This is a genomic window from Pseudomonas viridiflava, from assembly GCF_001642795.1.
Classification (GTDB): Bacteria; Pseudomonadota; Gammaproteobacteria; order Pseudomonadales; family Pseudomonadaceae; genus Aquipseudomonas; species Aquipseudomonas viridiflava.
This window is the reverse complement of the sequence record NZ_LKEH01000017.1, coordinates 344,612-367,568: the sequence shown is the minus strand read 5'-3', so window position 1 is coordinate 367,568 and position 22,957 is coordinate 344,612. Positions and strand designations below refer to the sequence as shown.

The following is a 22,957-nucleotide window of genomic DNA, read 5'->3' as shown; positions in this document are numbered from 1 at the left end:
GAATCAGTGTCAGGACGAAGGAACCCCGGCGAAGCCGGGGCCGGAACCGGAGCAGCGGGCTTTGCCTACTTCGGCCCCTCAAAGTAGGTCGCCGAGCGGCGAAAAGGTGACTGGAGCCATGCGCTCGGCTCACTGAATCCGCAATCTGTGCCATCTGTGACGCGGAGCGTCACGGGCGGCATGCCCACGCGGAGCGATGGGCACGATCAGTGTTGGTGCGGACTTGTGTATAACGATGAGCGCTCCAGCGTGGGAATGCCTCTTGGGACGCTCCGCGTCCCGGCGACCTGCGGCAGTGCTCGGCCAACCCTCAAAGAAAATTGTACTGCACACCCACCCGCAATCTCAGCTGGCGCTTATCGTCCTCGGAGTTGACCTTGATGTCGCCGACTTCGAAAAACGGCACCCAGTTCTTGTCCCATTTGTATTTGAAGGCTGCGTTCTGCTCATAGTCCGTCTTGTCGTTGTCGTAGCGGATGTAGTCGGCGTCGAAGTAGGTGAACTGGTACTCGTAGGACCAGGGGCCTTTGGTGGCGTAGTTGACCCAGACGTCGTAGCGGTTGACGGACTGATCGTTCATTTCATTGTCCGGCATGTCGCGGTTGACCCTGTCGCGGTCCAGCTTGATTGAGTCGTAGCGGTAGCGACCGGATAGCGTCAATTGATCGGTAACCTTGTAACCGAGTTTGAGCCCCATCTTGTAGGCGGTGGATTTTTCGATGCTCTCCAGTGCGAGGGAAGGGGTCAGCAGCCATTTGTCATTGAGCTTGTGCTGATAACTGACCGTCAGTTCGTGGCCGTTGCCGACGGTGTTGTCGAACGCAACGTCCTGGCGATCACCCGCCGTCTTGTACTTCAGTTCACCTTCAAAGCCCCAGCCGCTGTCCAGCCGTGTGCCGAACTTGACCCGGTCAGCGTGCATGCGGGTGCTTTCTGCGTATTGGTGGCGATAGTTGATGTAGGCGCTGTCGGCATGGGTCCATGCGCTTGGGAACAGGGCGGCCAGGGAGAGCAAAGCGATTGATTTTTTCATTTTTTTATTCTTGTTCGAGTGAGAAAAAAAGGTGTTTGAGGCAAATCGCAGGCAGCCGGACCCGATGGCCGGTTCGGCCAGGGATCACGCTGTCAGCTGGGTTTGGCGGTATGCGGACCTGCAGCGGTCATCCGCTCGGGCGTACGTCCATGTCGCGACTGGCCTGGATCAGCAGTCGTGAGTAGTCGTGCTGCGCCTGATCGTTGCTCAACTGGCTGCTGTCGAGCGTCTCCACGACCTGACCCAGTTGCATGACGGCAACCCGGTCGCACAGGTGCGCGACCACGCCCAGGTCGTGCGTCACCATCAGATAGGTCAGGCCCTGCTGCTGACGAAGGTCCGCCAGCAGGTTGAGGATTTCAGCCTGCACCGAGACGTCGAGCGCCGAGGTGGGTTCGTCCAGCAGCAACACGCGCGGCTCCAGAATCAGCGCTCTGGCAATCGCGACTCGCTGACGCTGGCCACCGGACAGTTGATGCGGGTAACGAAAGCGGAAACTCTCGTTGAGGCCGACGCGGTTCAGCACGTCGCAGACGCGTCGGTCACGCTGATCGATCTTGTGGATGCTCAGCGGTTCCTTGAGGGCCGCGTCAATGGTGTGACGCGGGTGTAACGAGGCGTAGGGATCCTGGAACACCATCTGCACGGTGCGGTAGTGGCTGGCGTCGAGCTTGCGACCGACCTGCTGGCCCGCCACGCTCAAGGCACCTGTCCAATGGTGATACTGCCCGGCCAGACAGCGCAGCACAGTGGTCTTGCCCGACCCCGACTCGCCGACCAGTCCGAAGGACTGGCCCTGCTCGACCTGCAGGTTGACGTCGCGCAGCACCTGATTCAAAGCAGTGCCCGTGCCGAAGCTCAGGTTCAGTGAATTGACTTCAATCATTGCCATGGGAGCGTTCTCAGTGAGTGAGCCAGAGGGGATCGCGCTGCAATACCGGCAGGCTGGCGCGCGGACGATCAAGGCTGGGCAGTGCGGCCAGCAGGCCCTGTGTGTAGGGATGGCAGGCCTGATCCAGCTCATCGGCCTTGAGCGATTCCACGACGCGTCCGGCATACATCACCAGCACGCGGTCACAGAAATGCCGCACCATGTTCAGGTCGTGACTGATGAAGATCAGCCCCAGATCCCGCTCACTGACCAGTTCTTCGAGCACATTGAGGACCTGACGGCGTACCGACACGTCCAGCGCCGAGGTCGGTTCGTCGGCGATGATCACCTGTGGATCGGTGATGACCATCATCGCGATCATGATCCGTTGTCCCATACCGCCCGACACCTCGTGCGGATACAGCTCATAGACCCGCGCCGGTTCGCGGATGTGCACCTTGGCGAGCATGTCCAGCGTGCGTTCGCGGGCTTCCTTGCGCGATACCCTGTGGTGCGCCAGATAGGCCTCGGCAATCTGCTCGCCGACCTTGATCACCGGATTGAGCGAGTATTTGGGGTCCTGCATGATCATCGACATGCGTCGGCCGCGAATGCCCTGGATCTGTTTTTCACTGCATTCGAGCAGATTGACGTCACCGAAGCGCAGGGTTTTGGCCGTGATCCGTGCGCTGGCCGGGTGCAGGCGCAACAGGCTGCGCCCGACCGTGGACTTGCCCGAGCCGGACTCGCCGACAATCGCCAGCTTTTCACGGCCCAGCGTGAACGACACGTCGCGAACCGCCGCCGTGGTCTTGCCGGCGTTGTGGAACTCGACCCGCAAATCTTCTACCGCAAGCTTTATCTGAGACATGGTTATCGTCCTTGTTATTGTCATTCGCTGCGTGGATCAAGTACATCGCGCAGGCCATCGCCAAGCAGGTTGAACGCCAGGCTGACCAGCATGATGGTCGCGCCGGGCGCTGCTACCAGCCACCAGCTTTCCAGCATGTAGCGGCGACCGCTGGAGATCATTGCGCCCCATTCCGGCAGCGGTGCCTGAGCGCCCAGCCCGAGAAAGCCCAGTGCAGCGGCGGTGAGGATGATGCTGGCCATGTTCATGGTCAGGCGGATGATCACCGAGGACAGGCACATCGGGATGATGTGGCGGCCGATGACCCGCACCGACGAGGCGCCTTGCAGCTTCACGGCGACCACGAAATCGGCGTTGCGCAGCGACAGGGTTTCGGCCCGCGCCAGACGTGCGATGGGCGGCCAGGCGGTGAGAGCGATGGCAATCACCGCATGTTCCAGACCCGGCCCCAGTGCCGCGATGAAGGCCAGGGCCAGCACCAGGCTCGGGAACGAAATGAAAATATCGGTGATGCGCATGAACAGGCTGTCGACCCAGCCACCGAAGTAGCCCGACACCGTGCCGATCAGCAGGCCGATGGGGCCGACGATCACGGTGACCAGCATCACGATGTACAGCGTGATGCGCGAGCCGTACACCAGACGGCTGAACACATCACGGCCGTACTCGTCAGTGCCGAACCAGTTCTGCGCGCCAGGGCTGCGCAAGGCGGCGGACAGGTCCTGAGCGAGCGGATCGTGCGTCGCGATCCAGGGGGCGAACAGGGCGACGATCATCAGCGTGCTGATCACGATCAGCCCCGCCAGGGTCATCGGGTTGCGCAGCAGGAAGCGCATCAGCTTTGCGCTGCTGGTGGCGAAGGCCGCAAGGCTTGAAGTCGGGGCCTGAAACGTCGATTTGGCGCTGCTTGTCATGGAAGTCGTCATCAGCGGGTTCTCGGGTCGAAGACTTTGTAGAGGGCGTCACTGATCTGGTTCAGGACCACAAAGATAAGGCCGATCAACAACACGCAGGCCATCACTGCATTCATGTCGCCCAGCAACAGGCTGCTGGTCAGGTACTGGCCGAAGCCGGGCCAGGCGAAGACGGTTTCGATCAGCACCGCACCTTCCAGCAGGCCGCCGTAGGCGAGGGCGACGATGGTCAGCAACTGCACACGAATGTTGCGGAACGCGTGGCCCCACACGATGCGCCGTTGCGACAGGCCTTTTACCCGGGCGGTGATGATGTATTCCTGCGACAGCTGTTCCAGCATGAAACTGCGGGTCATGCGACTGATGTAGGCCACCGAGTTGAAGCTCAGGATCACTGCGGGTAGCAGGATGTGGCGCAGCGCACTGCGAAACGCCTCCCAGTCGCCGGACAGTGCGGTATCGATCAGCAACAGGCCGGTGCGGGTTTCGATCAGGCCGTCGTAGGCCAGGCCGATGCGTCCCACACCGCCTGCCCATCCCAACCAGGCGTAGAACACCAGAAAGGCCATCATGCCGAGCCAGAAGATCGGTGTTGAGTAACCGAACAGGGTAATGACCCGCGCGACGTGATCACCGGCGCGGCCCTGATGCGTCGCGGCGTATACACCCAGTGGCAGGCCGATCAGCATGCCGAACAGGATGGCTAGGGTAGCCAGTTCCAGCGTGGCCGGGAACACCCTGGCGATGTCTTCGATCACCGGGTGGCCGGTCAGCAGCGCCTTGCCCAGATCACCGTGCAACAGGTCCTTCAGGTACATGACGAACTGGGTGGTCAGTGGCTTGTCCAGCCCCAGTTCCTGATAGGCCTGGGCATAGGCGGCCGCGTCTGCATCCGGTCCGACGATGGCCAGTACCGGGTCCAGCGGCATGACCCGGCCGATGAAGAAAGTGAGCAACAGCAGGCCGAACAGGGTCGCCGCCACTGATCCGCTGCGACGGGTGCCGTTGGCGACCCGACTGCTCCAAAATGAAATCGATGCACTCGACATGGTGTATTCCTGCCTTGGCTTGAGCGATTGAACGCGTGTGTTCAGCGTTGCTTGTAGACGTCACGCAGGCGAGTAGTGGCGGCGCTGTGCCCCAGGTATTCGCGCACGTCGGCGTGAATCACCACCTCGTCCGTCATCTGCGAGACCGGCATGATCGGCCCGGCTTTCTGGTCGTAGAGGGTCTGGATGCGCTGGTAATCCGCCAGTTGCTGCGCGGCATCGCGTTCACGCTCGGCCTGCTCGATCAGTTGATTGATCTCGGCGTCATAGAACGAGGTGCGCCAGCCCTGGAAGTTGCTCAGCCTGGCTTCCTCACGGTTGTCCGGGTTGTAGATCAATGCACGCAGGCTTGAGTGAGGATGACGTTCGGCACCGCCGCCGCCACGGCCGACCAGAATGTCGAAGCGCCGGTCGCGCATCGCGCCGTAGATCTGGTTGCCGGTGCCGGTAATGATGTTGGCGTGAATGCCGGCCTGAGCGAGGGTCGATTGCAGGCTGGTGGCGATGTTGATGAAGGGCGAATCGGTCAGCGAGCGAATAGTGATCCTGAAGCCATCCGGGTAACCGGCCTCGGCCAGCAGGCGTTTGGCTTTCGCGACATTCAGCGCGTAGCCCGGATCGTCGAGGCGGGCAGCCAGACCCAGTTGCAGCGGGCGCTGGTTGATCACGCCATAGTGCGGCATGACCACATTGTTGATGCCCTGATAGTCGATCAGCGAGCGAATGGCCTGGCGCACGCGAATGTCCTTGAACAGGGGCTGCTCCATGCTCAGGGCGACGTAATAGATCGTGCCGCGCGGAATGGTCTGCACCGTGACCTCGTCCGAGCGGGTCAGCGCCTTGATGTCGGTGGCGGCCATGCCGCGTGCCACGTCCAGATCACCACGCTCGACCATCAGACGCAGGGCCTGGGACTCGGTCATGTTGCGCATGATCACCCGGCGCATCTTGGCCGGACCGCGCCAGTAATGGTCGAAGCGGCTCATCAGGATCACGTCGTTGGCGCGCCAGATGTCCAGCTTGAAGGCGCCGGAACCGGCGGTGTTGGTGGTCAGCCAGCCTGCGCCCAGGTCATCACCCTTGGCGTGCTGCAGGGCAGTGACGCGGTCGATGATGAAGGCACTCGGCGAGGTCGCCAGCGTATTGAGCACCAGCATCGGGTCGGTGGCTTTGGGCAGGTCGAGGACGAAGGTAGATGGGCCTTCGGCGCGCATCAACTCACCGACATTGCTGGCGGTGTAGCCGTAGGCTTTCCAGGTCGAAGCCAGCGCCTTGTTCAGCGTCACCACACGTTGCAGCGACCAGGCGACGTCCTGGGCGGTCAGCGGGTTGCCGGAATGAAAGGTGACGCCCGTACGCAGGTGAAAGGTCAGACGCATACGGTCGGGACTGATTTCCCAGCGCTCGGCCAGGGCCGGGATCAACTGGTCCGGTCTGGCGGCGTCCTGCTCCAGCAGCATGTCGTAGACATTGGAATTGACCTCGGCCACTTCCAGTCCGGTGGCGCCGGCAGGATCGAGTGACAGCAGGTTGATCATGCTCATGCCGACCACCAGTTGATCCACCGGTGTTTCACCGCGCGCCAGGGCGGGCGGGGGTTGCATGAGTGTCGCCGTCATGGCGAAGCAAAGCAGCCAGGGCAGGCGCTTGGGCCAGAGCTTCATGGGTGCGGTCCTTTTTTATAGTTATTCAGACGCTTGTTTGTCGAAACACTTTTAGCAAGGGACGCCTCGAGCCCCCCTCGTTACGCCGCTTTTCAGTAGCGCTGTACGGTATGGGTCTCGATGTAGCTGAAGTTGATGTCCTCACCCAGCCCGGGTTTCTCGCTAAGGTGTACGAAGCCGTCCTTGTCCATTGGGTCGACCAACGTGTTGAGGTACGCCGGTACGTCATCGTAATCGAGAAACGGATGCAGCAGGCCGCGTTCGTACCAGCGACAGTTGCTGATTGCGCCGACCACGGCCAGGTTGGCGGCACCGTTGCCGTGTACTTCGCAATCCATGCCAAAGGATTCGGCCAGATGCGCGACTTTCAGGCATGGCCCGATTCCGCCCACACCGGCCACGCCTGCACGCAGGATGTCGCAGGATTTATTGGCCACCCAGCTGGCGCGGCTGTGGTATTTGCCGGAAATGCTTTCCGGGCCGAGCACCGGAATGTCCAGGTTGGCCGCCAGCCAGGCATAGGACTCGGCGGAATCTTCCATCATTGGTTCTTCGAACCAGGCAAAGTCGAGCTTCTGCAGTTCGCGTCCGATGTACAGCGCGTCGGTGCGGCTGTACCAGTGATAACCATCAAGCATCAGGGCGATGTCCGGGCCGACCGCTTCGCGCACGGCGGCGCAGGCCCGAACGTCCATGCGCGGATCGGGCGCGAAAGAGATCGGAGGCATCCAGGTGTGCAGCTTGATGCCTTTATAGCCACGCTGGACCAGCTTCTCGGCGAACTGGCCGTATTCGTCCGGAGTGGAAAGGCCGCCTGCCAGGTCGTCGCCGCACATGGTCGATCCGTACGCCAGCACCTTGTCGCGATAACCGCCCAGCAGCTTGTGTACCGGTTGCTTCAGCACACGTCCTGCCAGATCCCACAGTGCCTGCTCCACCAGCGCCAGTGCGCGGTCGGTGAACTGGCTGGCGCTGCCGCGTTGCCAGTGCGCCAGTTCCTGCCAGATCTTTTCCCGATTCATCGGGTTCTGGCCGACCAGCACTTTCTTAACGAACGATTCGATGATGTGGGGACGGATCAGCTCGGGAGGGCCGAAGGAAAAGCCTTCGCTGCCGTCGTCACAGGCGATACGCAGCATGGCCATTCTGACCGGTTTTTCTTCGCCGGGATGGGCGTGGCCTGCGCTGTCTACAGCGCGTCGCGAGGGGAAGGTAAAGACGTCGACACTGACCGAAGTGATGTTCATGAGGGCCTTCAGAGTTATTGTAGTTATTCGAAAATTTCTAGTATGTCGTCATACAACTTTGGGCCGAGTATTTGTGCTTTTGTAGGGCGATGTCAAGAGTCGTATGACGACTTTATACGATATAAACGCCGGTTATAGAGCGTCATTTAGGTTGGGATGTGTATGAGGCTTGGCTTGCGAGGTGATATGACGGCTGTAAAGTCATCATACCTTTCGATCGTTCATCGGTCTGTGAGAGGCGCCACCATGTCTTCGTAGCGCTGTCGCGCTGCAAACACCNTGGGAGGCGGCTTGCCGGCGATGAACGATGACGCGATTTTCCTGACCTGCCGCGTCGACTGCATCGCCGGCGGGCCGCCTCCCACGAAGGAGGATCACCAAGACGTTATAGGTCGTCGGAAAGCGCCAGCGCCCGCTCTTCTGTCTCAAGTTTCAGCGTGCGCGAGAACAGTCTGGCCACAGCGGGTTGATGGCTGATGCCGATGACTAACGTGTTCGGCAGTGCCCGTCGCACTGTTTCAAGCAACTGACAGGCGCTCGGCTCGTCCAGTTGATTGGTCGCTTCATCCAGATACAGCGTCTGTGGCGCGCACAGCAGGGCACGGGCGAGGCCGATGCGTTGCTGTTCGCCGCCGGACAGTTCGCGGCTCCATTCGCGCTCGTGCGTCAGGCCGTCAGCCAATTGCGCGAGGCCCACCTGATGCAGCACCGACACAAGCACTTCGTCCGCCGGACACTCGGTGGCCGGGTACGCCAGCAATTGCCGCAGCGGCAGGCTGGGCAGGTACGGTTGCTGAGGTATCAGCAGGCTGCTTCCGCCCGGAAATTGCCAACTGCCCTTGTAGTAAGGCCACAACCCTTGCAGCGTGCGCAGCAGAGTCGATTTGCCAATACCGCTGCGGCCCGCAATCCGTAGCCACTGGCCGGGCCCGGCGATGAAGTTCAGTTTGCCCAGCATCTGGCTGCCATCGGCGCGATGAATCTCCAGGTTTTCAACGCGCAGCACCGCACCCTGTTCAGGCTTGCTGACCTGCCCGCGTGTCGCTTCGATAGCCTGCTGAAATTGACCAAGCCGTTCGACAGTGGCGCTCCATGCAGCCAGGCGCGGGTACACGTCGATGAACCAGCTCAGCGAACTCTGCACCAGCTGAAAAGCGTTGCGGATCTGCATCAGGCCGCCCAGCGTAATGGTCTTGGCGAGAAAGGCGGGGAGTGCGGCGAACACCGGAATGATCCGGCTGACCCGGTCGTAGCTGACCGTGAAGAACTGCAGCTTGCGCATGCGGTTCATCAGTTGCCACCAGTTGCCCGCGATGTGTTCGAAGCGTTCGCCCAGTTGCCGTTGCTCGACCGCTTCACCGCGATACAGTGCGATCTGTTCGGCATGGTCGCGCTTGCGCAGCAGACTGGCACGAAAGTCCGCTTCGTAGCGCTGCTGCTGGTAATTGAGCGGCTGCAACGGGCGACCGATGAAGTGCGTGAAGGCGGTGCCGAACAGGGTATAGAGGACGGCAATCCACAGCAGGTAGCCGTGAATCGTGATGTCCTGGCCCAGCATCTGGAAATTGAGCACACCGGACAGGTTCCACAGCACCACGGCAAACGCGCCGACCTGCACGGTGTTGATGATCAGTGACGCCAGCAGCTCCACACTGCGGTCGACCAGTACCGCTATGTCTTCGGCGATGCGCTGGTCCGGGTTGTCCGGCTCACCGGTCAGGCCCAGCCGATAGTACGCCTGATCCTGCATCCAGTTTTCCAGCGTGCTGGCGGTCATCGCCCGCCGCCAGCGCAGCACCAGTGCTTTGCGCAGCCACTCCAGGTACACCATGATCACCACATAGGCGGCGATGTAGATGATGTATTCGCCCATCAGTGCATACAACGCCTCGGTATTGAACCCGCCCAGCGCGTCGAAAAAGGTCCTGCTCCAGGTGTTGATCAGCACGTTGACCTGCACCACCAGAAGACCCATGCCGATGACGCTGGCCAGCAGGACCCAGGACAGCCACTGCCTGCGGTCCAGCCAGTAAGGGGCGGCCAGTCGATAGAAGGTTCTGAGGGTATTCATTGTCCTGCCGTCGCCTGCGGTGCAGGCAACAGACGCAGCTGCACCTGATTTCGGCCGTTGAACAACTCGCCGGCCAACCGTTTGAGCGCCGTGACGGTCAGCGCGTCAGGCAGTCGTGCCTGTTCGGTGAGGTAGCGTGGATCACCCCAGTGGCGCTCGCTGAGGATCAGGCGGCGCAGCTGCGTCTGCGGATCATCCTGCCGCAGGCGCTCCTGTTGTTTAAGACGACTGCGCGCTGTCGCCGCGTCTTTCTCGCTGAGCGTAACCGGCAGTGACGACAGGGTCTTGTTCGCCAGTTGCCACAACTCTTCGACCCGCGCCGGATCGCTGCTGAAACTCAGGCGGCTTTCGATGCGCTGGCTTTGCTGATTCAGGGTGCTGTCGAACGACAACCGATAAACGCCCGAGGCTTCGCCCCGGAGTTGCCGTTTCAGCGCGGCATTGGCGATTTCCTGAAGCGCCGAAATACGGGCGGCATCCTCGGGTGTCCACGGATGGGGTTTGAAGGTGATGACTTGCAGCAAGGCCCGCGGCTCGATACCGATGGCCAGCGACTGCTGATGCCGACCGTCGCGCTGTACCCGAACCTGGGGGTTCAAGGCTGCGCCGCGCTTAATACTCGCCAGCTCGCTCTCGATCAGTGGTTGCAGCACCTGCGGCTCGACATCGGCGATCAGGTAATAGGTCACCGGCGCCTGACTCAAACGCTGCCAGTCACTGTTGAGCTGCGAGGTCTGAACCTGAGCAACGTCTTGCGCGGTCGGTGTGAGCCAGGTTTCCGGGCCGTACTGCAACTCGCGCAACGCCTTGTCCTGACGTTCACGAACATTGACCGTATTGCGCGAAAGTTCGTCCGCGAGTTCGTCCCGCGCCTGCTCGACAGCGCCTGCGTCAATATTCACGGCTTGGCCAAGGCGATAGGTTTGCAGCAAGGCCTGCAAACGTTGCGATGCAGGAAGGTCGCTTTTGGCGTCCACTGTTGTCACGTCAATCTGCAGCCGGTTCGCCTGCTGGTTTAACGACAACGACGTGCCGGACTCGCTGCGCCAGCGGCGGATCTGTTCCTCATCCCAGCCTTCCGGCGCGCTTTGCCCGGCCAGTTGCACGGCCATCTGATTACGCCAGTAGGGCAGATCCGGTGTCATGAAGCCTGCGCTTGAGTCGGCCTGCATCACGAAGCGGCCCTTGTCGCCATCGCGTTTGAGCCAGACCAGTTTGTCGCCGTTGCTCAGTTGCCAGTGCTCGACATTCTGTTCGGCAAACAGCTTTCGTCCGATGACCTTGCCAGTGCTGACCGCAGCGGGGACGTCGGGTAGGTCCGGAACCGCGACCTCTGCGGCAACGTTCACAGGCTCAGGCGGAGCAAGCGTGCTGCGGCGCACCTGAGCCATGAGCGCCTGGACGTCGCTCACGGCTGGCAGCTCCAGCGCGGTCAGGCCGGGCGCTGTCAGTTGCAATACCTGATCCTGATTGTCGGTCCAGCGCACCAGGCGCGCATTGATGTCCTCAAGTGTCACCGTGTCCAGCACGGCCAGGTAGTGCGAGGCAATATCGTGCTTGCTGGACACCACTTTGTTCTGGGTTGCCGCATCGTTCAGTCCGGTGACCCATTGTTCGAAGGTGCGCGGCCTGTTCTCGCTCAGCATGCGCCTGGCGATGTCACGTATGGCCTCGCGCTCCTTGTCCATATCCGTCGCCTGCAGCCCATGACGACGCAGGCGCTCGATCTCGTTCAGCAATTGCCGCAACGCCGCAGCGTGCTCCTGACCTTCGACTCCTGCGGCAATCCCCAGCACGCTCGATTGATCGCCGATCAGGCTTTTCTGCACGGTCAGGCTGCGCACGCCCGGCTCGCGCGGCTGACGGCGCAACTGGGTCTGCAAGGCGTTCAGGGTCAAACGGTCGATCAGGCGTTCCCGAACACCGTCCAGCGTCGAAGTGCGGCTTGCCGCTTCATGCAGGCGGAACAACAGGGTGACCTGATTGCTGCCGCTCTGGCTGTCCTGTAGGCGAGCGATCTTCAGCGTCGGCTGCAGTGGCAACTCGCGATAGCCCTTGTCGGGCAATGCCTTCGTTTTCGCCTGACCGAACCAGTGCTCGATACGGGCGGGAAGGGTGGCGGGGTCGATGTCGCCGACCACGGTCAACAACATGTTGTTGGGCACGTACCAGCGCTGCTGAAAGTCCTTCAGATTGGAAATCCGAGCCGAGCGGATCGCCGCTTCGTTGCCGATGGTGCGGTGCGCGGGATAGCGAGATCCGATGCGTTGCGACGCGGTGCGCTGGTCGTTCATGCGCTGCGCCACACCCAGTCCGCCGCGCCATTCCTCGATGACGATCGGCCGTTCGCGTTCGAGGTTTTCGGCGGTGTAATCCTGCGCCAGCGTCAGGGTTGCCAGCGCTTGCAACGCCTGTTCGGTCTGCACCGTGCCGCCCGACGGGCTCAGCAGGTACTGGGTGCGGTCGTAGCTGGTCATGGCGTTGTAACTGCGGCCCTGGATCCAGCCCCACTGGTTCATGAGGCTGCGGATATCCCGCGATTGCTGGCCACGGCTGTAGAAATTCAAATGTTCGACCATGTGCGCGACGCCCACCTGGTCCTCTTCTTCATCCACTGAACCGGCCTTGACGGTCAGGCGCATGTCGATGCGTCCCGGCTGGCCTGTTTCGCGCACCAGACGGTATTTCAGGCCGTTGCTCAACTGGCCACGCGTGACTTGGTCATCCCAGACCTGAGCCTCTTGGCGGTCAAGCATGCGGGCGCAGCCGCCCAGCATCAGCAAGCCGATCAGGCTCATGATTATTTTGTTCATCAGGTATCCCGGTTGAAACGTTTTTAGAGGTGTGGACGAAGAGCGTGCGGTCAGAAGCGGTAGCCGACTTCCAGCCAGTACTGACGACCTACCTCGTAGGTGGTGTTGCCGCCACGGCTGACGATGGAGTTCACCCGGTCGGCAACGTTGGTGACGTCCACCGCGACGAACACCGCTTCGTCCTTGCCGGTTGGCAGCTCCCAGTCGACGCGCATGTCCCAGGTAGGGGCCGCGCTGACGCTTTCGGTTTCGAAGACCGAGACGCTTCTGCCATCGATGATCACGTCGTCGTTGGTGTTGACGATCTGGTCGTAGGGGCCGCGGTAACGGAAGAAGTTGCTCCAGGTCAGGTGCAGTTGCGGGATTTCGGTGATGGTGGTCATGCGCGCTGTCCACGGCCGGTTGAAGTTGCCGGCCGGCAGGTCGCTGTACTTGATCAGGCTGCCGTCGTAGAGCACGTCATCGTTGAGCAGCAGTTCGGAGTTGATGGCGTCGTCGTAGTTGCCGTAGGCGTCGCGGGTGCGCGACCAGTCGAAGGCCATCTGCACGCTGGTGCGGGTGCCTTGAAGTTTCAGTTCCTGCAAGGGCGTGATGCTCAGCGTGATGTTGTCGCTCTCGCTGGAGCCTTCGTTGGTGTAGGTGTAGTACTCGGTGGCGTAACCGGGCTCGCTCGGCAACCCCTGCACGCGGCCCAGCGACCGGTTGATCTTGTCCTTGCCCTTGCGGTTGACGTATTTCAGGCGAAAGTCAGTGTCCAGCCAGCGCTGATCCAGGCCCAGGGTCAGTTCGTCGTCGTAGGGAATGTCCAGCGTCGAGAATTTGCTGAGGCTGCTCTGGCGCGTGCCGCTCCAGGCGCTGGTCTGGCTGGTGCGGGTGTAGCTGGTCAGCAGTGAGTTGCGACCGTCGGCCAGGCGGTATTTGAACAGGTTGCGGCCGTAATAGCGGTTGGCACCGAACACCACCACCGTGCTGCGATCACCGAACACGTCGTAGTCACCGGAAAAGCGCGGGGCGACGGTTTTCTTTTCCATGTAGTCATCGCCTTCGAAACGCAGGCCGGGGCGCAGGGTCAACTGGCCCAGTTGAATCTTGTCCTGCATGAAGAACGCGTACTTGTTTTCGGTTTCCTCGAGTTTGCCAGCGGCGTATTCGGTTCTGCGGTTGGCGTATTGACGGCGGTTGCCGTTGAGCAGCGGGCTGACCGAGCACAGTTCATCTGCGCCACAGGTGGTGCCGTTGTCGCGGGTGAAACCGGTGGCGGCGACGACGGTGTCGGGGCGCTCCCAGGTGGCGGTCTGGTGCGACAGTTCCATGCCTGTGGTGAAGGTGTGTTCGGTGCCTGCCACTTCCACAGGCAGCCAGTCAGCCTTGGTGGAGTAGGTGACGCCGCGCTGGGTCTGATCCAGGGAGCCGAATGCGCCGTCGGCACTGCGTGCGGTAGTGCTGCTCGGGTTGCCCCAGTTCTTGGCCTGCGAGTAGTACCAGTTGGTATAACTGTCGGACTCGGCATCCCGTGAACTGGTGAGATTGGTCAGCGCCAGTTTGTGGGTCCAGGTGGCGTTGTCGGCGAGCCAGGTGGCTTTGAGCGAGCCCTGATAACCGCCGCCTTCGGTGGTGAAACCGGAATTGATGCGGTTGGCCTGGAAGTAATAGCTCTCTTGCGGCGCATAGGTCAGCGAGGTGTCGAGCGTCAGCCGTTCATTGACGTTCCAGTAGGTCTTGAGCAGGTAGTTGTCGATGCGCCGGGTCTGGTCCTTGCTGTTGTCGGCGTTGGGGCTGCTGTAGCCGTTTTCGAAGGCATTGAGGGCGATGGTCGAGCGCTTCTGCGAGAAGTTGAGAATCGCGCCGAAATCTTCAGTCAGGTGACCTTCCAGCGTGCCGCGCACGGTGGTCTTGTCGAAATCCGGCTGATATTGCTCGTCGGACGCGTTGTCGAAGTTTTCCTGATCATCCTTGCTGATGTGGTATTTGGTCCATGCAGAACGGGTCATGGACGCCGAGAGCTTGCCGTGCAGCTCCCGCGTCGGCTTACGGGTCACGGCATCGACCACGCCGCCATTGAAGCCGCCGTACTCCGCCGGAACGTTGCTGTCGTAGACACGCACTTCCTGCAACAGATCGGCGTCCAGGGCGATGCCATGGGAGCGACTGGGCGCGGAGTCGAACTGGCGCACCGAGTTGTAATCGTGCTCGCCGGGGTCCAGGTCGTTGTTGATCGAGATACCGTCGATCATGAAGTTGTTCTGGTAATACTTGGCGCCGTTGATGCTGATGTCGGCGGGGTCGATCTCGCCCGGCGAATTTGAGCTTTGCTGGTTGCTATCGAACTGAACGCTGGGGTGCATGCGCAGCAGGGTGGTGATATCGCCGTTGGCACCTGGAAACGCCTGAATCGCCTTGCGACCGATGACCGTTTCGCCCTGAAAGCTGTTCTCTTCAGGCTGGCCGAGCACCACGGTGCTCTGCAATTCCATGGGTTTGTCGAAAGTCAGGCCGCCGCCCAGATGAAAGACCAGGCTGCCGTGTTCGTAGCGCCATTCCACGCCACTGCCGGACAGCAGTTTTTTCAGCGCCTGCTCACTGCTCATCTGACCTTTGACCGCTTGCGAGTAGCGGTTGGCCAACAAGCCGGGATCCACCGACACCTGCAAGCCGCTCTGCTGACCGAAGCTGATCAGCGCTGCGTCGAGTTTCTGCACCGAGATATCGAAGCTGTGCAGGGTTTGCAGAATCGGCTCACGTTCGTTCAGCGTGGTACTGGCCATGACGTTCTGGCTGTTGATGGCCCAGCAAAGGCTCAAGGCGCTCAGCTGTGCGGCATGGTTCAAATGCCTGCGGATCGCCGTGGTCAGGTTTTGCGACGGCTGAATGTTCGGTGTCATCCCGTGTCCCTATACGAGCTTTGGCCCGCAAACTTTGAATGAGAATTGATCTCAATGTATGTGCGAGTCAAAGGACGGGACAGCCGCAGGAATTTTCAGGAAAAACGTTAAATAATTTTCATCCGGCATGGCGCAGAAACGCCATAGTCAAACCTGGGATTCTTGCAGCCCTTATGGCACGTGGCCTGTACGCGAAAAGGCGCAGTCAGGGCGATGCAAGTCATTCGCACCTTGCAACGTCTTTTTCACATCTTCTTCACCGCTTCCGCACGAAGCCGACCCTATCTTGGCCGCAGCTGAAATCACGCAGATGTCCAGTACAGGAGCGGCCACGTGGCGCGCAGTTCAACCAGCAGAGACGGGGCCATGACCAGACCCTGGTTCTTCAGATCGGCTACCGGGAAACCGTTGCTGACCAATCGACAGATCGCCTTGATGCTCGCCGTGGTGGCTACCGCTGCCATTGGCGTTTGGGGTGTGAGCGTCTTCAAGGCTGCCCACGTCGTCAACCTGGGCACCAACGGCATGTTGAAGAAATCGGGCCTCTACGCACACTGGAAACAGGGCGATGTGGTGGTCATGATCCGGCATGCGGAACGCTGTGATCGCTCCACCAATCCCTGCATGGCGGACACGCAAGGCATTACGCTCAAGGGCGGTGAGGAGGCGCTGGCGGTAGGCGCAGGTCTCAAGCGTCTCGGGTTCGTGGATGCCCGGATGATTACCAGCCCCAGAATGCGCACCCAGCAGACCGCGGACCTGATCTCCGGGCACGCCGTCGCGAACGAAGCGTGGCCCAACGACTGCAACGGTAACTTCAAGAACGCCGTGCAGGCGCACAAGGTCAAGGGTGAAAACATGATTCTGATCACCCACAGCGGCTGCATCGATCAGTTCGAGCGCAAGCTGGGTGTGCCCTTCAATGAACGCTCCAGCGCCTACGCCGAAGCAGTGTTCGTTCAGGTGGACGGCACGCACACCCCGAAAATCCTTGGATCCCTGAATGCCAGGCAATGGGCAGATATCGACAGCGAGCAACTGAATTGAAGACACCGTCCAGCGCCCGTTACACCTTCTACCGCAACAATCTGGTGTTCCCTTTGCTGTTCGGTCTGGTGGTGTTCGCCATCTTCGACCTGACCCGACTCGACATCATGATCAGCAACCTGCTTTTCGACCCGGTTGCAGGCCATTTCCCGATTGGCGAAAGCCATCTGTTCGAAAAGATCACCCACAACTGGGCCCGGATCATTCCGAACTGGACGGGTGAGTTTGCGATCATTGGCGCCTTGCTGTCGTTCATCTGGCCCGCGCTGCAATACCGCCCGAACGCCCGTCTGACGCGCTGGGTCGGTCGCAGCCGGGGCGCAACCGCGTTGCAGTTTTTCAGTCGGCACCGGCTGGATTTTTTCTTCGTGGTCGTCGCGTTTGCGTTGAGCACCGGGATGATCCATTTCCTCAAGAGCCACACCAGCATCTATTGCCCGGTTGAAACCACGCTGTACGGCGGGGTGCAGGCTCAGGTGGAATGGTTCCGCAATTTCAATCTGTGGCATGAAGCGGGGGCAGGGCGTTGCTGGCCGGGTGGTCATGCATCGAGCGGCTTCAGCCTGTTGGCCCTGTACTTCGTTGCCCGTCGCTATCGCTGGCAGCATTCTAACCGCCTGCTGATCGGGATCCTGCTGCTGGGCATGATTTATGGCACCACACGGGTGCTGCAGGGCTGGCACTTCATGTCGCACACGTTCTGGGCCGGGCTGGTCGTGTGGCTGAGCACGCTGCTGGTTGCGCTGTGTTTCTATGGCCGCTCGCGGTTGCAGCAACCCTTGTCGGATGCGCCTGATCGCCAGCCTGTCATGGCTGGCTCCGGGTTGGTCAGGTAAAGACAGGAACACTGCCATGAACATTCTGGTCATCGAGGATCACCGTGACATTCACGACAACCTGCTGGAGTTTTTCGAGCTGAGAGGGCACGCGGTCGAGGGCGCGCTGGACGGTCTGAGCGGGCTGCATCTGGCGGCGTCGAAACGTTTCGACGCGATCATTCTCGACATCATGCTGCCCGGCATCGACGGCAACCAGATCTGCCGCAGCCTGCGTCAGTACTCACAGTCAGAGGTCGCCATTGTCATGCTCAGCGCCCGCGACGAGCTGGAAGACCGCCTGATTGGCTTCAAGGTCGGCGCCGACGACTACATCACCAAACCCTTCGCCATGTCCGAGGTGCTGGCCCGTGTCGAGGCCGTTGTCGGTCGTCGGCAACGCAAGGACAACCGGCAGATGGTGGTGGCGGATCTGGTGTTCGATCTCGATACGCTGGAAGTCTCGCGACGTGGTCTCCCTCTGAAGCTCAACCCGACCAACATGAAGCTGCTGGAATTGTTGATGCGCAAGAGTCCGCACATCGTCAAGCGGGCCGAGCTGGAGGAGGTGCTGTGGGGCCGCGATGCGCCGAAAAGCGATAGCCTGCGCAGCAACATCCACACACTCAGACGTGTACTGGACAAGGATTTCGACACGCCGCTGCTGCACACCGCCCACGGGCTGGGTTACAAATTGTGCGAGCAACGGGTGCTTGGCGATGTGCCCGGCAGGCGCCCCTTCAGTCGAAGCTGAACAGGCGCTGGATCAGCGTAGGTGTGCTGCCGGTCCAACGTTTGAACGCACGGCGAAAATTCGCCGGGTCGTTGAAGTTCAGGTATTCGGCCACGGCCTCGTTGCTCATGCCCTTGATCTGATACAGGTACAGCGCGACGTGCTTGCGCGCCAGGTCGTGCCGGGCCTGAAAGCAGGTGCCGTGCTTGTGCAGCTTGCGCTTGAGGGTTGCCGGGCTCATGGCAAAGGTCTGCGCCACCTGTTCCAGACTGGTGGCGTCGCGCACCGTGTCCGTCAGGTGTTGGTGCAGCCGGTCCAGGAGACTGGCGCACATGCCAAGCGCGGCGAGCTGTGTCGCGGCTTCCCGCTGGGCGACCTGCGCCGCGATGGGAGAAGCGCCGGGCCATGGCCGCGTCAGAAAATGCCGGGGCAGGCGCATCATGTCCAGCGGCCGTTCGAACGCGGTGTTTTCGCCCAGATGTACCCAGTACTGCTCCACATAACGCGGCTCCGGATAGCTGAAGCTGCATTCCCACGGCAGGCGCTCGCCACTCAATTGCTGACTCATGGCAACCATCGACGTCATGGCTGCCTCCAGCAGAAACACCTGCTGTTCGCCCGCACCGCAGTTGTCCAGCCAGTACAGGTAGGCGAACTGCTCGTCCAGCTCCAGCCGAGGGGTCAGCAACGGGCTGAGCAGGGCGCGCTGATGAATCACGATCTCCAGCGCCTGATGCAGGTTCTGGGCATGGCGCAGGGCGTGGCTGGCGGCGCCGTAATGGCCGGGAAACAGTCGCTGGCCGAACAGAAAGCTGGTGTCGTCGGCCTCCATCTGCCGCTGCGCGTTGCTAATCAGGACAAAGCACTGTTGCGGGCTCAAGCGCGTAGTGCCCGCCAGGATGTCTTCATAGAAAAGTCCGGTGCCCCTGAGCAGGCGATGACTGTCCAGTCCGCGCGACAATGCCAGGTCGATCAGCGTGGCAGGCTGATAATGGCCGGGGATGAAACGGCTGTCGGCTTCGTACCAATCACTCTTGATGGTCACGGCGGGCCTCAGGCAGTTCGCGACAGCGGACGTCTGGCACGGGCCAGCGAAAGGTTCAGGCGCCGCAGCAGGTTGTCCGGTGTTTCGTTGATGGCCATGACCACCGCGACACTGGCCGACAGGTGAACCCGCTCTCCCTGTTGGCGCGTCTTGTGCGCCAGGCTGGCGACCGCCTGTTGCAGCTCCAGGGCCAGCAGTTTCGCCTGGCTCTCGCCGGTGTTGGGCAGCAGCACCACAAACCGGTCGCCTGCCAGACGGCAGAGCAGGTCCTGACGCCGCAGGTTCAGCACCAGCAGGTGACTGAGCGCCGACAGCACTTCGTCGCCCTCGGCATGACCATAGGCATTGTTGATGGCGCTGAAGCTGTCGATGTCCACGGCCATCAGCGACAAGGGCTGCTGTTCGGTCACGCTCTGCTCAAGGCTCAATACCAATTGGCGCTTCAAGTAATCCGCGCTGCCCAACGGCGTGAGCTTGTCGTACAGCCGGTGTTCACGAAACCCGCGCTCACGTTTTTCCATCTGCGCGCTGATCGCCAGTTGCTCGCGATGCCAGTGATAGATACCGATGGTCAGCAGGATCAGGCCCACCGGCATCGGACCCGATTCCAGCCAGTGATCCCATTCGATCTCGCTGGGCAGGCGGATGAATTCATCCAGTGCGTCGATCCACCACGAGAAGAACACGCAGCTCAGTCCGATCGACAGGTAGTTCGTGACCCGTCCTGCGGGGCGGCTCTTGAACACCAGAAACAGCCAGACCAGCGACAACAGCGCCGAACCGCCTTCGCCGATGATGTCCAGCCACTTCCATTCGCTGAAATACTTGATGTCGCCGAAGGCCAGGAAAGCCAGCAGGCCGAGATTGGAGGCAATCAGCAGGACAGCGAGTTTCCAGCGGTGGGGTTGGATAATCCTGAACATGGCCAGTGGCGCTCCTTAAGTGCTGATAGAAGTGCTGATAGTCGGCCAGCAGAACAGATGCGCATGACACTTGCGTGACGCGCGACAGGCGCCGGGCGAGGTCGAATCAGCTCACGTCCGTTTCCATCTTTTATCGCGAAAATCTGTACGCCGTCAGCTTGAAACGCCGTTGTTTCAAGGCCTGCAGGCCTCGTCACGCGCCTCGCGAATGGCGCGCCGAGCGGTGGCCGGGCCTCGCGGGGAGGTCATATCAGCTCATTTCCTGATGAATCATCCCTCCAAAGCGGCCTTTCACGCGGCACCGCGCCAAACCTGTCACAGAACCGTCATTGCACGACTCTAGCTTGCGCCTCCAGTTGCCGGGCCAATTTGCCTGGCCCGTCGGGAATTCTGGGGAGGACTCACATGTACATGCGCCGCAGCAGGGCTCAATTGGTCGGCTTTACTTTCAGCGGGCTGGCACTGGCCATTGCCGGTGAACGGTTGCAGGCCGCCGAAGCGGACGCCACCGAGCACGTACAGGTGGTGGGTCAGGCGGCAAGTATCGACAACGCGCTCAAGGAGCAGCGCAGTTCCGACAGCATCAAGAGCGTGGTTCATGCCGACGGTGTGGCGCAGTTGCCTGATCAGAACGTCGCCGAAGCGGTGCAGCGCCTGCCTGGCATCAGTGTCGAGCGCGATCAGGGCGAAGGGCGTTTCGTGACCGTGCGCGGTCTGGCGCCGGACCTCAACAGCGTGACCATCAACGGCACACTGGTGCCGGCACCGGAAAGCGGTCGTCGCGCCGTGGCGCTGGACGTGCTGCCCGCTGAACTGGTGCAGTCGCTGTCGGTGATCAAGACCCTGACACCCGACATGGACGCCAACTCGCTGGGCGGCACGGTGGATGTCGAAAGCCTGTCGGCTTTCGATCACAAGGGGCTGTTCTATACCGGCAGCAGTGAAGCCAGTTACGACAAGAACACCCACCAGACCAGCCCGAAGTTTTCCGGCGCAGCGAGCAACCGTTTCAGCCTGGGTGACGGCATCGACAACTTTGGCGTGGCGGCTGCGCTGAGCTGGCAGAAGCGCGATTTCGGCTCCGACAACGTCGAGACCGGCGGTGCGTGGGACGGTGCGCGGTTGCAGGAGTTCGAGCAGCGCGACTACGACATCAGCCGCGAGCGTGCCGGTGGCGGCCTGAACTTCGATTACAAGCCCGACGACGTCAGCAAGTATTACCTGCGCACGCTGTACAGCCGCTTCAAGGACGATGAAGTGCGCACCACCAATGGTTTCGAATTCTCCGATGCCCAGGCCGCAGGTCAGACCGGCGATGCCGAAGGCACGCGCAAGCTGAAGGCGCGTACCGAAACCCAGGAAATCAAATCCTACGTGTTCGGCGGCGAGCGCATGCTCGGGTTGTGGACGCTCAGCGGTCAGGCCGGTTACAGCGAGTCCAGTGAAGACAGTCCAGGCCACATCGCCGGAGCCACCTTTACCGGTAACGACGATTTTTCGGACAGCGGGTTCTATGATCGTGACAAGCCACGGCCCATTGTCAGCTCAGCCTTCTACGACAACTCCAACTTCACCCTGGACAAGGTCGATTGGGAAAAACAGTACACCAGGGACACGGAAAAGAACCTGCGTCTGGACCTGGCCCGCGACTACGACTTCAGCGGCTACGCCTCGCAATTCAAGTTCGGTGGCAAGGTCAGTCGACGCGACAAGACCAATGACCTGGAAGTCTGGAAATATCAGGACTTCGGCGATCAGGGCATCAGTGACAATCAACTGAACCTGACGCAATTTCAGAAGGGCAACATCGACTACCGGCTGGGCAACTTCGGCAGCGGCATCAGCCCCGGCGCGGTCAAGGGGCTGATTGGCGGCCTGGATGCAGCGACTGCTTTCGACCCGGCTGAATCCCGCGCCAACGACTTCGACATCAGCGAAGACATCAACGCCGGGTACTTCATGAACACGCTGGATGTCGACAAGTGGCGCTTCATCGCCGGGCTGCGCTACGAAGGCACCGAGATGAACGCCAAGGGCACCGGCGTGCGCGACGGGCAGTTCGAAACCAGCGACACCGAGCGCCGTTATCACCACTGGTTGCCCGGCCTGCATGCCCGTTATCAGGTGGACAAGAACACTCAGGTGCGAGCGGCCTGGACCAAGACCGTGGTGCGTCCGACCTTCGGGCAACTGGCGCCGGGTTTCGTGATTGATGACGACGAGGCGTCGTTTGGCAATCCTCAGCTCAAGCCGCTGGAATCCAGCAACCTGGACCTGGGTATCGAGCACTTCATGGGCCGTGCCGGAACGGTGTCGGCATTCGTGTTCTACAAGGACATTCAGAACTTCGTCTACAACACGGACCTTGCCGGTACCGGCCAGTGGGCGAACTTCTCCCAAGCCAACACTTTCGCCAACGGTGACAAGGCCAAGCTGTACGGGCTGGAGTTGGCGTACTCACAGAAACTCGACTGGTTGCCTGCACCCTGGAACGGTGTGCTGCTCGGCGCAAACGCGACCCTGAGCCGTTCCGATGCGAGCATCAACGGTTTCGACCAGAGCACCGGCACCAATCGCAAGCGCGATATCGACCTGCCGAGCCAGTCGAAAACCGTTGGTAACGTGATGCTCGGCTGGGAGAACGACAAGCTCAGTCTGCGTCTGTCGGCCAACTACAAATCGGCCTATCTCTACGAACTGGCCGCCATTGGCGACAAGGATCACGACCAGTACGTCGATGCGCAGACCTTCGTCGACTTCAGCGCCCGCTATTCGCTGACCAAGAACCTCAAGGTCAGCTTCGAGGCGCAGAACCTCACCGATCAGCCGTACTTCGTCTACAGCGGCCACCGCGCTTACAACGGCCAGTACGAAGAGTACGGCCCGACGTACAAGGTCGGCCTGACCTTTACCCACTTCTGATCCATTCGGTCGCGCCGTTGCGGCGGCGTAGCCATGCGGGCTCATTCAAGGATTCGA

16 protein-coding genes are annotated in these 22,957 nt (G+C 61.0%); 4 read left to right on the top strand and 12 right to left on the bottom strand.

From position 1 onward, the window contains the following. Nucleotides 1-310 precede the first annotated feature (310 nt). From AO065_RS02750 to AO065_RS02705, 10 genes are all read right to left on the bottom strand, one after another. A complete protein-coding gene (locus tag AO065_RS02750) occupies nt 311-1,033 on the bottom strand; it encodes an oligogalacturonate-specific porin KdgM family protein (protein ID WP_004881920.1) in 723 nt (240 codons plus the stop codon). Nucleotides 1,034-1,160: 127 nt separating this feature from the next. Continuing rightward, complete coding sequence (locus AO065_RS02745; RefSeq protein ID WP_004881921.1) at nt 1,161-1,925, bottom strand: ABC transporter ATP-binding protein; 765 nt, start codon at nt 1,923-1,925, stop codon at nt 1,161-1,163. 10 nt (nt 1,926-1,935) lie between these two features. Continuing rightward, nucleotides 1,936-2,775, bottom strand: a complete 840-nt coding sequence (locus AO065_RS02740; protein ID WP_004881922.1) for an ABC transporter ATP-binding protein — start codon at nt 2,773-2,775, stop codon at nt 1,936-1,938. 20 nt (nt 2,776-2,795) lie between these two features. Next, entirely contained in the window at nt 2,796-3,701 is a 906-nt protein-coding gene (locus tag AO065_RS02735) for an ABC transporter permease (RefSeq protein WP_004881923.1), read from the bottom strand. Then, nucleotides 3,701-4,738, bottom strand: a complete 1,038-nt coding sequence (locus AO065_RS02730; RefSeq protein WP_004881924.1) for an ABC transporter permease — start codon at nt 4,736-4,738, stop codon at nt 3,701-3,703. Before AO065_RS02730 ends, AO065_RS02735 begins: the two co-directional genes overlap by 1 nt. A gap of 41 nt (nt 4,739-4,779) precedes the next feature. Then, a complete protein-coding gene (locus tag AO065_RS02725) occupies nt 4,780-6,402 on the bottom strand; it encodes an ABC transporter substrate-binding protein (protein ID WP_004881925.1) in 1,623 nt (540 codons plus the stop codon). Nucleotides 6,403-6,494: 92 nt separating this feature from the next. Further along, the gene (locus tag AO065_RS02720) at nt 6,495-7,649 is read right to left on the bottom strand and encodes a mandelate racemase family protein (RefSeq protein WP_004881926.1); all 1,155 of its coding nucleotides are present in this window, start codon (nt 7,647-7,649) and stop codon (nt 6,495-6,497) included. Nucleotides 7,650-8,034: 385 nt separating this feature from the next. Further along, nucleotides 8,035-9,720, bottom strand: coding sequence for an ABC transporter ATP-binding protein/permease (locus tag AO065_RS02715; protein WP_004881927.1), 1,686 nt, complete (start codon nt 9,718-9,720; stop codon nt 8,035-8,037). After that, nucleotides 9,717-12,533 carry a M16 family metallopeptidase gene (locus AO065_RS02710; protein WP_004881928.1) on the bottom strand — a complete coding sequence of 939 codons (2,817 nt, stop codon included), beginning with the start codon at nt 12,531-12,533 and terminating at the stop codon, nt 9,717-9,719. The genes AO065_RS02715 and AO065_RS02710 overlap by 4 nt, the downstream gene beginning before the upstream one ends. A gap of 50 nt (nt 12,534-12,583) precedes the next feature. Beyond that, nucleotides 12,584-15,415, bottom strand: coding sequence for a TonB-dependent receptor (locus tag AO065_RS02705; protein WP_004881929.1), 2,832 nt, complete (start codon nt 15,413-15,415; stop codon nt 12,584-12,586). A gap of 366 nt (nt 15,416-15,781) precedes the next feature. Between AO065_RS02705 and pmrG the strand changes: the two genes are divergently transcribed. Genes pmrG through AO065_RS02690 form a run of 3 tightly spaced genes read left to right on the top strand, consistent with a single transcriptional unit; the run spans nt 15,782 to nt 18,031 of the window. Continuing rightward, nucleotides 15,782-16,462, top strand: a complete 681-nt coding sequence (gene pmrG / locus AO065_RS02700; RefSeq protein ID WP_074454414.1) for a lipopolysaccharide core heptose(II)-phosphate phosphatase PmrG — start codon at nt 15,782-15,784, stop codon at nt 16,460-16,462. Beyond that, a complete protein-coding gene (locus AO065_RS02695) occupies nt 16,429-17,298 on the top strand; it encodes a phosphatase PAP2 family protein (protein ID WP_080597919.1) in 870 nt (289 codons plus the stop codon). Before pmrG ends, AO065_RS02695 begins: the two co-directional genes overlap by 34 nt. Nucleotides 17,299-17,314: 16 nt before the next feature. Further along, nucleotides 17,315-18,031: a response regulator transcription factor gene (locus AO065_RS02690; RefSeq protein ID WP_004881932.1), complete on the top strand. Its 717-nt coding sequence runs from the start codon at nt 17,315-17,317 to the stop codon at nt 18,029-18,031. Here AO065_RS02690 and AO065_RS02685 read toward each other — a convergent pair. Beyond that, entirely contained in the window at nt 18,018-19,055 is a 1,038-nt protein-coding gene (locus AO065_RS02685; RefSeq protein ID WP_004881933.1) for an AraC family transcriptional regulator, read from the bottom strand. The two genes, AO065_RS02690 and AO065_RS02685, sit on opposite strands and share 14 nt — an antisense overlap. A gap of 8 nt (nt 19,056-19,063) precedes the next feature. Beyond that, nucleotides 19,064-19,978: a GGDEF domain-containing protein gene (locus AO065_RS02680; protein WP_004881934.1), complete on the bottom strand. Its 915-nt coding sequence runs from the start codon at nt 19,976-19,978 to the stop codon at nt 19,064-19,066. A 405-nt stretch (nt 19,979-20,383) separates the two neighbouring features. Between AO065_RS02680 and AO065_RS02675 the strand changes: the two genes are divergently transcribed. Further along, nucleotides 20,384-22,900, top strand: a complete 2,517-nt coding sequence (locus AO065_RS02675) for a TonB-dependent receptor (RefSeq protein WP_004881935.1) — start codon at nt 20,384-20,386, stop codon at nt 22,898-22,900. Nucleotides 22,901-22,957: the final 57 nt, after the last annotated feature.